Source organism: Thermoproteota archaeon, assembly GCA_030130125.1.
Taxonomy (GTDB): domain Archaea; phylum Korarchaeota; class Korarchaeia; order Korarchaeales; family Korarchaeaceae; genus Korarchaeum.
The window spans coordinates 1-13,693 of the sequence record JARZZM010000043.1 but is presented as its reverse complement, the minus strand read 5'-3'; the positions used below and the strand labels follow the sequence as shown (position 1 = coordinate 13,693).

At 51.0% G+C, this 13,693-nt stretch carries 16 protein-coding genes and 2 tRNA genes; 11 read left to right on the top strand and 7 right to left on the bottom strand.

Going from position 1 to position 13,693, the window contains the following annotated elements; genetic code table 11:
• Positions 1-1,023 (top strand): hypothetical protein (locus QI197_06920; protein MDK2373088.1); only part of this gene is annotated, 1,023 nt, incomplete at its 5' end.
• On the opposite strand, the gene QI197_06915 is transcribed toward QI197_06920, so the two are convergent.
• On the bottom strand, positions 1,011-1,754 hold the full coding sequence (locus QI197_06915; GenBank protein MDK2373087.1) for a DUF72 domain-containing protein: 744 nt from the start codon (positions 1,752-1,754) through the stop codon (positions 1,011-1,013). The two genes, QI197_06920 and QI197_06915, sit on opposite strands and share 13 nt — an antisense overlap.
• Positions 1,733-2,803, bottom strand: a complete 1,071-nt coding sequence (locus QI197_06910) for a hypothetical protein (protein ID MDK2373086.1) — start codon at positions 2,801-2,803, stop codon at positions 1,733-1,735. Before QI197_06910 ends, QI197_06915 begins: the two co-directional genes overlap by 22 nt.
• A 67-nt stretch (positions 2,804-2,870) precedes the next feature.
• Here QI197_06910 and QI197_06905 point away from each other — a divergent pair, with 67 nt between their 5' ends.
• The 8 genes from QI197_06905 to QI197_06870 all read left to right on the top strand — a co-directional run bounded on the left by QI197_06905 (position 2,871) and on the right by QI197_06870 (position 7,682).
• Positions 2,871-4,106, top strand: a complete 1,236-nt coding sequence (locus tag QI197_06905) for a Clp1/GlmU family protein (protein ID MDK2373085.1) — start codon at positions 2,871-2,873, stop codon at positions 4,104-4,106.
• Positions 4,103-5,488, top strand: a complete 1,386-nt coding sequence (locus QI197_06900) for a glycerate kinase (protein MDK2373084.1) — start codon at positions 4,103-4,105, stop codon at positions 5,486-5,488. The genes QI197_06905 and QI197_06900 overlap by 4 nt, the downstream gene beginning before the upstream one ends.
• 63 nt (positions 5,489-5,551) lie before the next feature.
• Complete coding sequence (locus QI197_06895; GenBank protein ID MDK2373083.1) at positions 5,552-5,860, top strand: hypothetical protein; 309 nt, start codon at positions 5,552-5,554, stop codon at positions 5,858-5,860.
• Entirely contained in the window at positions 5,861-6,595 is a 735-nt protein-coding gene (locus tag QI197_06890) for a helix-turn-helix domain-containing protein (GenBank protein MDK2373082.1), read from the top strand.
• A 38-nt stretch (positions 6,596-6,633) separates the two neighbouring features.
• The gene (locus QI197_06885) at positions 6,634-7,011 is read left to right on the top strand and encodes a hypothetical protein (GenBank protein MDK2373081.1); all 378 of its coding nucleotides are present in this window, start codon (positions 6,634-6,636) and stop codon (positions 7,009-7,011) included.
• The gene (locus QI197_06880; GenBank protein ID MDK2373080.1) at positions 6,998-7,363 is read left to right on the top strand and encodes a hypothetical protein; all 366 of its coding nucleotides are present in this window, start codon (positions 6,998-7,000) and stop codon (positions 7,361-7,363) included. The genes QI197_06885 and QI197_06880 overlap by 14 nt, the downstream gene beginning before the upstream one ends.
• A gap of 32 nt (positions 7,364-7,395) precedes the next feature.
• Positions 7,396-7,469 (top strand) — tRNA-Pro (locus QI197_06875).
• A 15-nt stretch (positions 7,470-7,484) separates the two neighbouring features.
• Positions 7,485-7,682: a hypothetical protein gene (locus tag QI197_06870; GenBank protein MDK2373079.1), complete on the top strand. Its 198-nt coding sequence runs from the start codon at positions 7,485-7,487 to the stop codon at positions 7,680-7,682.
• Positions 7,683-8,073: 391 nt separating this feature from the next.
• On the opposite strand, the gene QI197_06865 is transcribed toward QI197_06870, so the two are convergent.
• Positions 8,074-8,185: transfer RNA gene (locus tag QI197_06865), tRNA-Met, on the bottom strand.
• A gap of 245 nt (positions 8,186-8,430) precedes the next feature.
• On the opposite strand from QI197_06865, the gene QI197_06860 reads away from it, so the two are divergent.
• Entirely contained in the window at positions 8,431-9,144 is a 714-nt protein-coding gene (locus tag QI197_06860; protein ID MDK2373078.1) for a YIP1 family protein, read from the top strand.
• An 8-nt stretch (positions 9,145-9,152) separates the two neighbouring features.
• Here the strand turns inward: QI197_06860 and QI197_06855 are convergent, their stop codons facing one another.
• Entirely contained in the window at positions 9,153-9,905 is a 753-nt protein-coding gene (locus tag QI197_06855) for a polyprenyl synthetase family protein (protein ID MDK2373077.1), read from the bottom strand.
• 101 nt (positions 9,906-10,006) lie between these two features.
• The gene (locus tag QI197_06850; GenBank protein MDK2373076.1) at positions 10,007-10,750 is read right to left on the bottom strand and encodes a KaiC domain-containing protein; all 744 of its coding nucleotides are present in this window, start codon (positions 10,748-10,750) and stop codon (positions 10,007-10,009) included.
• 59 nt (positions 10,751-10,809) lie between these two features.
• Between QI197_06850 and QI197_06845 the strand changes: the two genes are divergently transcribed.
• Complete coding sequence (locus QI197_06845; protein MDK2373075.1) at positions 10,810-12,186, top strand: nucleotide sugar dehydrogenase; 1,377 nt, start codon at positions 10,810-10,812, stop codon at positions 12,184-12,186.
• Here QI197_06845 and QI197_06840 read toward each other — a convergent pair.
• The gene (locus tag QI197_06840) at positions 12,183-12,785 is read right to left on the bottom strand and encodes a class II aldolase/adducin family protein (protein ID MDK2373074.1); all 603 of its coding nucleotides are present in this window, start codon (positions 12,783-12,785) and stop codon (positions 12,183-12,185) included. The genes QI197_06845 and QI197_06840 overlap by 4 nt on opposite strands.
• Positions 12,769-13,464, bottom strand: a complete 696-nt coding sequence (locus QI197_06835) for a rhomboid family intramembrane serine protease (protein MDK2373073.1) — start codon at positions 13,462-13,464, stop codon at positions 12,769-12,771. The genes QI197_06840 and QI197_06835 overlap by 17 nt, the downstream gene beginning before the upstream one ends.
• Between the last annotated feature and the right edge of the window lie 229 nt (positions 13,465-13,693).

Sequence of the window (13,693 nt, the reverse complement as noted above, 5' to 3'; positions counted from 1 at the left end):
GGGGATGAGAGGGGCTGGAAGGTTATAAAGGAGCTCGTGAGATACGGGCTTCTCAAATACCATCCCGGAAGAACGGATTCTACTGGAGTTCCCTTCCATGGCTTCTTCGTAGTCGCATCGCTAGCTGCCCAAGCACCCACCTACATGTACGAGAGGATGTTTGAGATCCATAGGGAGGTGAACGCCGAGGAAGGAGGTGGCCTCGTGAGGGCGGTCACTATAATACCACAGCCGCTAGCTGTTGCTATAGCGGAGAAGGCGGTAACATGCATCGTGGTTGAAGCTGGACATGGAAACACCCAGATAACGCCCATAAGCAGGGACGTAATCAAGGCCGCCTTGATTCCCCTCAACAGGGGAGGAAGCGACTCGGACAGGATCGCGGCCCAGATACTGAAGGATCTCGGTTACTCCGACTTAGCTAGGGAGGAGAAATTCGTCCGTATATTCAAGGAATCGGTGGGTCTCCTTCCCTTAGACGTAGATAAAGCCATATCTTGGGCGAAGGACCATCCCAGCGCGTTGCAGTCGGTCTTCCGCATTCCCGGTACTACCGTGGAGGTGGACATGGGAGATAAAGCGTGGCAGAGGTTCCTCATCGGCGAGTTCTTCTTCAATCCCGGGCACGAGATCTTCGAGAGCTACTACTCTAGGGGCTTTACTCCTCCCAAGGACACTCTAGTGGGAGGTGAAGTGATCCCAGGGGATGTGAGCCTCGCCGAAGCCATAAGGGAAGCCATTTCCAAGACCCCCGTCGAACTACAATCTTCCATAGCGAGGCACGTTATACTATCGGGAGGGGCCTTCAACTGGCAAGTCCCCAAAGGATTGGAAGGGATAGCAACGGACTCGCCGACCAAGCTTAAGGTGATGATGAAATCTGTGGGTCTGGAAACCGATCCCAAGATGGTCTCAGACCCCCAGTTCAGCGTGTGGAGAGGAGCCGTAGTCTACGGGTTGGCAGTCGGGGAAGGAATAAGGTGGGACTGGGGGAAAATGGAGGGCTGGTTCTACGTGGAATGAACCATCTCTTGGAATTGGATGGCATTCTCAAAGCTGAAATAAGAGTTATTGAATAGTACGTAGTTCTCCCTCAAGGACCACTTCTCCACGATCTCCCTAAGCTTCTCTAATTCCTCCTGACTGTACTTGTGAGAGTAAATGATCTTCTTCCCCTCCCTCCTCCCATGCAACCTGTAATACCGGATCTTACCGTAAACAGGAACTTCGTACATGGGGTCTACAACATGGGAGATACCTAGGTCCTCCAGCAGATCCTTGAACTCCGGGCTCTTGAACCAACCAGCCCCTCTGACCTCCCATGTCAGCAGTAAATCCCCCGAGATGGCTGAGAAGAACTCTCGCGCGTTGGTGAGATTGACCTCGTTGAATTCGAAGGAGGGCGGGCTTTGAAAAACTACAATATTCGCTCCGAGCTCCTTCACTAGAGTCCTGAATTCCTCCCAAAGGTCGAAGTTCTCCTTGGTGGGCTTTAGCGACCCGTAAGAGTCTTCCTTAGGAAGGCCCGTCTTACCCCATATCCTGCTCTTGGGATCGTGGGTGAAGGCCATCCAGGCCTTTACGGTGAATTCAAAATCTTTAGGGGATTCTCCACGCCATTTTCTTAAAGTTTCAACCTTGGGAGGTTTATAAAATGTCTTTTGGATCTCCACTAACCTGAATTTCTCGTAGTACCTCTTCCTAGAGACCTGAAACCCGCAGCAACCCACCTTCACGGTAACAGATATCCCCATTTCTCCACCATCGCCTCCACATCCCTATCCCTTCTGATTACTGATAAGAGGTTTTCACCCCTCATGAAAGAATCTAACACCTCTCTCATGGATCTCACTCCAGCTATGATCCCTCTGGGGTGATCGTATATTCCTAGATCCCCGTTGAGGATCACTTGCAGGTCCTCAGGTACATTAGCGATGGCTATTCCCTGATGGACTTGGGGAGCGGTCAACGGCATCGCGGCGCCCTTTCCACCTCCTATGATTTCGTCTAACTCCATAACAATCCCCAGATCCTCCCGTTTCCATGCCACGGATCTCTCAATCAGATCAAAGCCACTAACCTTTAGGAGCTCGTAAGTGGCTTTAATTCCCAGACCTGCCTTTCTAACGAGGCAGTTCACCCCCCTCACTGCTAAGAATATATCATCTAGGAACTCGATCGCAAGCTCAAGCTTACCTAAATCCCAGCACAGGTGAACGTAGAATCCCTTCATCCCCAAGGAGATGGCGCGCTCTAGGTCTTCCGAAGATATAGGAAGTCTCATGAAGTACAACACCCGCCTTCCTTCCTCTTCTTTTATTCTATCGGTGATTTCGACTATTTGATGAGCCCTATCTAGGTAGGGAGAAGCCTCCTCATCCATTAAATTGAGAGGATCGAAGCCCACGTGGAGACCGGCTTTACACATCTCCCTAAATAATCTCGCATGTGAGAGAGGGTGCAAAACAATATTTTTTCCTACTGAGGCCGCCACACCCGGTCCTCTCAGCCCTAAATACTTCTTCAATCCAGATTTACCGGGGATGGGGGACCTCACCCTGTCGAGAGGAAATCCAACACTCTTCACCTCGCAGATCGGGGGGAGATGCTCCAATAGCGATTCCACCGCATAGTATACGGATGGAAGGAGGAGATCCCCGCCCACTAATTCCTCAGGTAGCTCGATGACGTATCGGTACTTCCCTACCTCCTCTAGCTCTACCCTCGCCTCTACCTCTCCTTCTAAGTCTGTCGGTACAGATGTCTCTTCCAAGGACTTTTTACACTCGAGTTCTAGGATCAAGACCTTTTCACCCACATTCGGTCGTCACCCAAGGTTCCCTTAAATGATTCCGGTGCGGGTATGTCCGATGCCGGGAGAGGTGGAAGTGCCGAAGGGTGAGGGGGTGTTAGTGAGGTCACCAGCCTATATTAAACTCCTAAGCGGCAACATTGAAGTTTGGGGGGCCGAGTTCGATGAGATATCGGTTCAGATGGAGGGTGTAGAGCTACTAATCACATCCTCAATCGATTCGAAATTGGCTATAGATGGACACTACGTGAAGTTAGAGAGCCCCATCCCGGACTGGTGGGAAGAGCTTCCTGAAACTATAGCAGGCAAAAATACCGTGTTCATAGGAAGAGTAGATTCTGGCAAGAGTTCTACAGTAGTCTTTACGATCAACAGGATAGCGAGGAGCGGTAGCACAGTCTCCATAATCGATTCAGACGTTGGTCAGTCCGATCTGGGACCACCCGGGGTGATCTCCAGCAAGGATGTGGGAAAGCCTGTCATCCACACCAAGTTACTGGAACCTGACTTCATGTACTTCATCGGCGACAAGACACCGAGCGGCCACTTCCTCCCGATGGTGAAGGGTCTCCTAGACGCTTTGAATAGATCTAGGAGCGATACCGTTCTAATAAACACCACAGGTTTCGTGGACGGAGGGGCAGCTAGGGCTCTAAAGAGGTTCAAAGTTGAGTTCTTGGATCCAGACATCGTGGTATTGATAGAGAAGGAAGAAGGGGACTTGAATCACATTGCTAGGACAATCCCTAAAGATGTAAAGGTTCTAAAGGTCAGATCACCCGTAGGTGATCTGATCAAAAGCAGGAATTACAGGATCACCGTCAGAAGAGCTCTCCTCAGGAGATACCTATCTGGCGCCGCTACGAGAAAGCTTGATCTCCGGGAAATCGAGCTGATGAATACGTTCCTTATGACTGGCAGGGTGAAGGACGAGTACATCCCATTTTTGGAGCGCATCTTGGGAGTGAGAGTTCATTGGATGGAAGAGTCCCCCGACATGCTCATAGCGATCACGGAAGGCGAAGTAGATAGGAGGAAAATCACGATGCTCTCAGGGCTCCTGAACAAGGAAGTGAGAATAGGCCCAATGAATGTATACAAGGGACTCTACGTAGGTCTTATCCGAGGGAGGGATTGCAAGGGTGTCGGCATAATACAATCAATGGACATTAGGGAGGGCTGGATGAGCGTCTTAACCAAGTATGAGGGACCACTAGATGGAATTGCACTGGGATACATCAGGTTTAATGCTGAGGGCGAGGAACTCGGCTCAAGGGGGATGAACGTTCCATGAGCTCCTCCTACATAAAAAATCTTGATGAGCTGGTTGATAACGGGGCGACTAGGAAGGACAAGGACGCTAGAAGAGCCTTGCTGCTGGCTTTTGATAAGGCGATAACGGCAGCTGACGCTTACAAAGCGGTATTTTCCAGATTCTCGGATCAGGAGATAGTGTTCGGTACCTCATCCATCGACATAGGATCTTTTAAGGATGTATACGTGGTGGGAGCGGGAAAAGCTGGGAGCATGATGGCTAAAGCCGTGGAGGACAGGATAGGGAAACTCATATCATTTGGTTGGGTCAATGTCCCAGCTAAGACCGAGAAGACCGTTTCCCTCTCGAAGATCAGGTTGAATCCCGCTGGCCATCCCATCCCAGATGATGGTAGCCTGAAAGGAGCGAAAGAGATATTAGATATAGCTAGAAAGGCCGAGGAGAGGGACCTAGTTCTCTCCCTGGTATCTGGCGGCGGTTCGGCTTTAATGGAGTATCCCATGGAAGGCATCTCTCTGAATGACCTCCGGGAGATGAACAGGTTGCTCGTACTTTCTGGGGCAGATATCAGGGAAATAAACGCAGTTAGGAAGCATGTATCTCAGATAAAGGGTGGTAGGCTCGCCAAGGCCGCATATCCAGCTACTGTCGTGTCGTTGATAGTATCTGACGTTATAGGGGATCCTCTGGATGTCATAGCTTCCGGTCCAACTGCGCCTGATGAGACGACTTTTGAGGACGCTTGGCAGGTGCTCGAAAACTATTCGCTCATCGATAAAATGCCTAAATCCGTTATAAAGGTGTTGAAGCGCGGGTTAAAAGGCGAGATACCGGAGACCCCCAAGCCGGGCGACGAGGTATTTGATAGGGTCGTGAATTTGATAGTGGCCAATAATCTGAAGGCCGTTCAGGCAGCTGAAAGGGCGCTAGTTGAGATGGGCTACAACGTCCTTGTACTCGGCTCTAGGGCACAAGGAGAGGCCAGACATATAGGTAAGTTTCTGGCAGGGCTTGCAGTCTCCATAGCAAAGGAAGGACTGCCCCTCTCCCCGCCTGCAGCCGTCATCTTGGGTGGAGAGACTACTGTGAAGGTGACGGGGCAGGGGATTGGGGGAAGGAACCAAGAACTGGTTTTAGGAGGAGTCAGAACTATATCGGGCCTTGAGGGCGTCGTGATGGGATCCGTGGGTACCGATGGGGTGGATGGAGTGTCTGATGCGGCGGGAGCAATAGCTGACGGCCAGACTCTGGGGAGAGCACTATCGGAGGGGCTAAGACCTGAAGTCTTCCTGAAAAATAACGACTCCCACACGTTCTTCTCATGGCTAGGCGATGCCATCTTCACGGGACCAACCATGACGAATGTGATGGATGTCATGGGGCTGGTGGTTCAAGAGTGAAGCCTTCAACAATGATTTTTAAGTGGGGAAATCCCACCTACCTAGCGAATCCGTGGGGATAACATGCCGAGAAGGAACCCGAAAGGAAACGACTCCTCCCGAGGTTGGAAGGGGAGGCTAGGCAGGAAGGCTAAGGGGAGCTTGTACGTGACCAGATTCGATAAGCCAGAGGAGAAATCCTCCTCTCTGAAGCCAGGAGACTTAATAGAAGTGCTGGTACAGTCCGTCAACAGGAGGGGTGAAGGAGAAGGGGTCTACAGGGGAAGACCCGTGGTGATAGTCGGCGCTGCAGATCCAGGAATCACCGTAATAGCTAGGATAAGGAAGATCTCCGGTGGTAAGATAATAGCTGAGATGGTAGAAGTCCACTAGATGGACAGCGGAGACAAAACGATATCCAGTCTGGAGAGGCTTCTAAGAGAGCTGGGTCTCTCCTCATACGAATCCAAGGCATTGGCCTACCTCGTTCTCTCTAGGGAGCAGGTCAAGGCAAGCGACCTGAGCAAGGCTACAGGGATACCCAGAACTAAGGTATATGCGGTCTTGGAATCCCTAGAAGATCTCGGTTTAGTAAAAGTGACCCCTACTAGGCCGTTGAAGGCTTCATCCCCTCCTCTCGATCTTTTACCCACCCTCCTCTTCGAGATGGTGTTAGAGGAAGCACTTCGAAAGCTCTCCTTACTCAATAAGATGTTCAAGGTGGAGTTCAGCGAGGGCCTCTGGATCCTCGGCGAGATCACCCTGCCGGTGGAAGGTAGAGATACCTTAAAGAGGGTATCTAACATACTACTGAGGGATTCCAAGGACTTCCTCATTTTGATAACCAATGAGGAATCTGTGGAACTTGTCCCCCCTGGTCTGAGGTATAGGAACATCAGTCTAATTGTGGACAGTCCAGACACCTACGAGAAACTGAGGAGCAAGGGTCTCAGGACGAGAAACATAAGAATAGCAAACCTAGAACTTTTCGCGTTCGTTACAGAGAAATCTGGGCTTGTATCCGATGAAAATACGACAAATGGATTTATCTCAACAGATCCAGGGCTAGTAAAAGCTCTCACGGTCCTGTTGAGGGCGCTGTACCTGACCTCACCTGCCTTTAAATAAAGGTTAAATCCCAACCCGTCAACGTGTGGGGGGATGGGATGGGTCCCGAGGAGAAGGAGGGTTGTGATTGGGAGCTCGAATTGCTGCAGCTAAGCTCCTTACTCGACCTTCTGAGGTTGGCGGCGGCATCCAACTCCATTACAGTTCTTCTAGATTTCAGGAGCGAGACTCTTGGTAAGAGAGTGATAGGTACCTTCGCAAACAACTACGGAGCTACAAAACCAGACATATTCTCCTATGTCCTCTACGAAGAAGAGGATGAAGGGAGCTTCCTAGTATACAAAGCTGATGAGACGGGAGAGCAGTACAATTTCTCGAGCGGGATTTCCTCGGCTGGCAGCATGGCCTTTCCCTTGGTGAAGCTCCTAAAGGAACCCAAGTGGTTCTCAGAGAGGTTCTCAAATGAGCAGGAGTAGGCCTCTCGCCACAACACTTGTTTCTCTGGGCTTGATCTCAATAATCGCCGTCTCCCTCTCATACATCTCGATCTCCTCGTTCAGGACTTATGCCACTGGAAGCCTCACCTGTAGCGATGGGGAAGCAATTTTGTATGTGGTGAATGGGGGTGCAAGGGTCAAGGTTTACTACGTGAGCGTGGTACTGGGAGACCGTGTGATGGAGCTTAGACGAGTGGATACAGTTTTAGATGAGGGCGAAACCCTAGACCTCCGACTAGAACTTCCCAAGGGTTCTAAAGTGTCTGTACTGCTGGATAGGGGAGTCATTTCCAGCCTATCTTGTGGAGAGAGGAGGCGGTCCCAGCCGTGAAATAGTTTTATTCGATGAGTTCCCTGATAAGAGGGGCCGTGGTCTAGCTTGGTAGGATGCCGGCCTTGGGAGCCGGAGGTCCCGGGTTCAAATCCCGGCGGCCCCATTTACGGGGATTATGATGATGGTGAAGATTTTCACCAAGAGAGGCCTGCTCAAGTTCCTGTCGTTCTACTTAGAGGATGCCGTTTACTCGGTTGTGATGAAGGAGGATGATATCTCGATTCGCCGGGTCTCGCCAGCGACTAGAGGAACTCTGGGAATGAAGCTAGACGATGAAACGGTTAATTACCTTATCTCTAGGGGGGCAACCCTTTGAGGGCTGTGGTAGATACCAATGTGCTGATTTATGCCTACTTCAGTGATGCGGAGAGGCACGATGAAGCTAGGAAACTCCTCATCTCCCTAGACAAGTGGATAATCCCTCTCATAGTTGTGGTGGAACTGTTCTGGTTCAGCAGAGGAGCTGGTCTCGATGCTAAAAGAACGAGGGACTTGATACTAACATATTTAGCAGATAAACGGGCCGAGCTGGCGCACAACGAGCTGGATGAGATCCTCGACTCCCTGTCATGCGATGATCCCTTGGACTGGGAAGACGAACTCGTACTATCCATAGCCGAGAGGGAAGGCATTCCTCTAGCTACCTTTGATAGTAAGATGAGAGGTAAAGCGGAAGAAAGGGGTATTCAAGTTATTCCGCGAATAGATGGTGCCGGGGCCGGGATTTGAACCCGGGACCCCCGGATTTCCCAGCAGGAGCACCGTGGGCCCGACCCAACTTATGAGTCCGGTGCTCTAACCAGGCTGAGCTACCCCGGCTCCAATGGAGTGGATGGACCACCGCACTAATAAAATTGACTCTCATCGGTGATGTGGTCTGCACACGATCGTTCATGTTCACAGGGGCCCACGCTCGGTGTGAGCTGGGAACTCCATCTCCGCTGAGGATTCGTTGATGTTCGCTCTCCTCATCGCGTGGGCCATGTAGAAGGGGATACTCCGGCATTTTAAGGTTATGGAGATATTTTTAACGCATAAGTGAATCCTACAACCCAGTGATGGGCATGGGCTTCGAAATATCTGAAGAGTTTGAAGAAGAGATCCCCTACTCACTCACTGACTACCTTCTTCAGCCGATGAGGCTTGCTTCAACAATCTTCAGGGCGATGGTGATCAAGCCAAAGCTCAAGTATTGGCTAGTGGCTCTACTGATAGGCTCCATCTTCACTAGCTTGGGCATGTGGATGATATTTCAGAAAATAGAGATCAGCTTGGTGGGCGGGGGGAGCATACCGGAGGAGGCTTTAGAGGCGGCCAAGGAGATGATGAACGTATTCATGAAGAATCCGGCGATCATCTACTTAGAAGCCCTTCTCTCGGAGCTATTCATCCAGTTAGTAACTGCCGTCATCCTCTTCGTGCTAGTGAAGCTCATGTCGGGTGAGGGGAGTTTCTCCTCATCGCTGATGGTGGCGGGCCTTAAGAACATACCTTCTATACTCTCTGGGCTCCTGATGGCATACGTAGGCTATATCATGCCCCCCATGAGTTGGGAGATAGACCTCTCCACTGGGAACGTAGGAGGGTTCGGTGGTGCGATGCCTCAAGGACTAGAGGTTCAACAGCAGGCCATAAACATGCTAGTCTCCTTGTGGATGGTAGTCATTGTCTATCTGGCTTGCAGATACGGGTTCAAGATGAACAAGGGAAGATCCCTGCTTACCGCGGTAATACTATGGGTAGCCCTCAACTTCACGGTGTTCCTGAGTCTCCTGTAGCCTAACCTTCACTCCTCCCTATTTATTGAATAAAGAGCCAGATCCCTGAGCAGGTCTCTCTGGGGGGTATCCCCCAACACCTCTAATTTCTCTATGGCCTCAGCGGCTAGACCGTTAGCCATCTCCTCCAAGAGCTCTCTTAGCCCTTCCTCCTTAAGAAGGGAGGTGAGTTCCCCGGGAGATCCCCAGTCTAATAAATCATCCTTTATCTGGTAAGCCATCCCCATGTAGAGCCCATATAAACCCAGATCATTGGAAATATCGGGCCTACCAGCAATCACAGCGCCCAATGATGTGGCCGCCTCGAAAAGGACGGCGGGTTTATACTTGAGTATCTCGAGATATTCGTCCAAGGAGAGGGGATCCCCGGCTTTCAACACCTGTACTTCCCTCATCTCTCCCACAGACATGAGTTTAGATGCTCTAGATAGGATCCCACCAACTCTCCTATCTTCGTACATACTAGCTATGTCTAGAACCAGCGATAGTATGAAGTCAGCCACGAGAATGGACATCTCGAACCCGTACTTCATGTGGAAGGAGAACTCACCCCTCCTCTGAGTGCTTCTGTCTATTATATCGTCGTGTATCAGGGAAGCCGCGTGTATGAGCTCTATAGCGGCAGCCGCGGGACCCGGATTCCCACTTCCACCACAGGCGTCATGGACGATCAGGAGGAGAGCGGGCCTTACCTTTTTCCCTCCACTAAGGAATTCCTTTAAGGGAAGGAAGAAGGGAGTGCTCGACTCTTTATCTAGTATCTCGTTGATGGCAATTCTAGCCTTGCTGACGTAGTGTTCCAGCGATGATTTTATGCGGTCCTTTAGCGCTATGCGCGCTCACCTCAGTAGTGGCTGCCGCGTCACTCCTCTAAAATAATGCTCCTCCTCTTGACCACCTTATCGGGGTACACAGCTATTCCATTATCCGTAATCTCGAAGGGGTGCCTCCTCATGGAGTGGGCGGTCCCCCTCATCTTCCATATTATGAGACTCCTGATGAGTTCTCCATCCCACTCATCTAAGTCCAGTCTAATGATGCCATCGGCTGCATGCTCGACTCCAGGACCGCCGAACCCTCTCTCAGTGGCTCCCACTTGGCTTATCAATATGGACGTAGTTCCCGTTCCCGATAACACCTTCTTTAGGAGGAGAACAGTTTTCCTCGCCACTACGGGTTTAGTCAGGTAGAGAGCGGTAACCGAATCCACAACGACCCTGACCGCACTCACTTCACTGATAGCGGCCTTCATCTCATCTATGAGGCTGTGAACATCCTCCGGGTCGGTAACAACGTATTTTTCCCTCTTGGCCGCTCCCCCTATGCCACCGGTGTATGCATCCACTATAGCGAACTTGCCCGCCTCCTCGTAAGGTTTGGGATCCCACCCGAATGCGGACATGTTAATCCTGACCTGCACCGGGTGCTCTTCCAGAGCCACATAGACGCCAGCCTCGCCATTCTTCAATCCATTGTACAGGTACTGCATCCCGAAGATCGTCTTTCCCGTACCCGGCCCGCCTGAAAGGAGTACAACGTTCCTCTCAGGTATGCCTCCATTGAGGAGCTCGTCCATGCCGGGTATGCCGGTCTTTACCCTCCTCATGAGCTCACCCGATTCTAACTACTTTAAAGTAAGTAATAATGTCAACTCCTGATGGGAAAATGAAGTTGCTCGACATGGAAGAAGGTGAGATAAGGAGGGCGCTTCGCGATGGTAGGATAAAAGTCTCAGTTTACGGATTGGGTCATGTCGGTTCCCCCATACTAGCGGCGTGGCTCCAAGCGGGCGCTAGCGGTATAGGAGTGGATGTGGACAAGGGAAAGGTACTCAAACTCAGCAGAGGGGAGTCTCCAGTCGATGAACCCTGTCTCACGGATGTCTTCAAAAAGGCTTTGGATGAGGGGAGGTTAAAGGCGACAAGTGATGGCGAATGGGCATCTAGGGAAACTCACGTCAAGATAATTGCTGTTCCAACTCTGATAGATGAAGAGGGAAATCCTAACCTCAATGCTATCAGGTCCGCAGCCGAGTCCATAGCCTCGGGACTCAAGGAAGGAGACTTAGTCATACTTGAGAGTAGCGTACCTCCAGGAACCACTAGAGGAGTTCTCAAACCTATTTTAGAGGAGCTAAGCGGGCTTCAAGCTGGAGAGGATTTCGGGCTTGCCTACAGTCCAGAGAGGATATCAGAGGGAAGGGCGTTGAGGGACATAGTCGAGTCCTACCCCAAGGTGATAGGGGGTATCGATGCCAAAAGCACGGAAGTAGCGGCCAGTCTCTACTCGCTAGTGGTTAAAAGAGGAGTGATAAAGCTGTCAAGCGATTTAGCTGCGGAGCTCGAGAAGTTGGCCGAGGGGATCTATAGAGATGTAAATATAGCTTTGGCCAATGAGATAGCAGCCCTTTGCAGGAGATTGGGCGTGGATTACGATGAGGTAAGGATGGCCGCCAACAGTCAACCCTATTCCCACCTACATAGGCCGGGCACGGGAGTTGGAGGCCTGTGTATCCCTGTGTACCCGAGATTCCTCATTTGGAAGGCTAAGGATCTAGATATGGAACTTCCTTTAACCGCTATCGCTAGAACCATAAATGAGAACATGCCTGCAGAGATATCCGGTCTCGTCGGAGAGGGTATGAAAAGGCTCGGTATATCGAGCCCTAAATTAGCTATCTTGGGGCTGGCTTTTAGAGGTGATGTACCCGACTCGCGTCTCTCCCCAACCTATTATCTGATAAATCACTTACTCTCAATGGGAGTCAGGGAAATAGTTGTTCATGATCCTATGATAAGGGAGGATGCCAAGCTTGATGAAATGGGGATACCTCTAACGAACGACTTAATCGAGGCACTCGAGGGAGCCGATATTGCGGTGATATCGACCGATCACTCCGCCTATCGAATGAAATCCAGCGAGCTATTTCAGCTGTCAGATGAGTTGAGGTTGATAGTGGATGGGAGGCATGTGATCGAGGTAGACTCCTTGCCCTCCGGGGTCTTGTATGTGGGGGTGGGGAGGCCTTGGAGGGAAGGCTAGCCTACTAGCCGCCTCACCAAGTTTATCGTGAACACTTCGACTAGTGAATCCATGGCTGATAGTGCAAGCCAAGGATCTTTAGAAACGACAAATGCGCCGTGCCTCAGTACTACAACGGCATTAACGTCTTTCAATGCGTTAGATACGATCTCAGCCAATTCCTCAGTACCGTATGGCCTCCAAGGGAGTATTTTAACGTCCCTCAGCATGATCCTCGCCTCTTCTGTCCAATCAGACTCCCTCAATGGGGCTAGAACCTCCTCATCGATCTTCGAACTCACCATGGACATCGCCAGCCCGGTTACTACTGCATGATGGCAGTGGAGAATGGCTCCCACATCCGATCTGATCTCGTAGACCTTTAGATGGAGCTTCCACTCTGAGCTGGGCCTCCCTTTACCCCCTAGGACTCTCCCCCGGTGATCAATCAGTATTATGTCCTCGGCCCTCAACCTTCCCTTGAATTCACCTGACGGGGTTATGAGTATCCCCTCGTCCACGCGTGCGCTCGCATTTCCTCCTGCCCCAGTAGTATAACCCCTCACATAAGCCAACTTCATGACTTCAGCCAATTCTGAGGCCCTACCAGTACGGTCCATGATGGTACCTCTCCATCATCCAGAGTCTCCTCAGGTACCTCACCCTATGCCTGTAGGGATACGCCATTAGGACCCCCGCTATGAATCCACCCACATGGGCCCAGTAGGCAACCCCAGTGGCTTCTCCAGCTAATAGACCGGGAATGAGCTGCCATATAAACCAGAATGTTATGTAATACTTGGCTGGTATGGGTTCAACCGTTATGAAGTACCAGACGAGGATGGCTGTCATTATCCTAGCTTGGGGGAAGAAGACGAGGTAGGCCCCTAGAACACCGCTTATCGCCCCACTGGCGCCCACAGAAGGTATCTCTGATAGGGGGAATACTGCCATGTGGAGGAAGCTCGCAGCAACTCCAGATATAAGGTAGAAAATGATGTACTTGAAGTGGCCGAAGGCGGCCTCCACATTATCCCCGAATATATAGAGATAGAGCATATTCCCCAACAAGTGGAGCCAACCCCCATGCATAAACATCGAGGTGAAGAGCCTGTACGCGTTGGAGGAGGGATCCTCCAAGAAGAACCTGGGGATGAATCCGTACTCATAGATCAACAGTTCAAATCTCACGGGTCCGCCAGCTATTTCCCAAAGGAAGACCAGCGCGTTGAATAAGATCAATCCGTAAGTAACCCAAGGGGTTATCGGACTGGGATTCTCATCTTTGAAGGGGAACAAGGGATCATCCTCCCGGTGGGCTCAGCTGACCCTCTTCTGGGCCATATACACCCTCTTGCCGAATACTCATCATGGCCCCTTGGGAAATTGGGGGAAAAGGGGCTTAAACTTTCACCCCTTTGAGGAGGGACTCACCGATCGCCTTACCTCTATCCACCGCTTTCAAGTTCAAATCTATGAATTGCGGCTTCACCATCCTCCTTATTGCTTCTTTCAAGTTCTCCAAGGG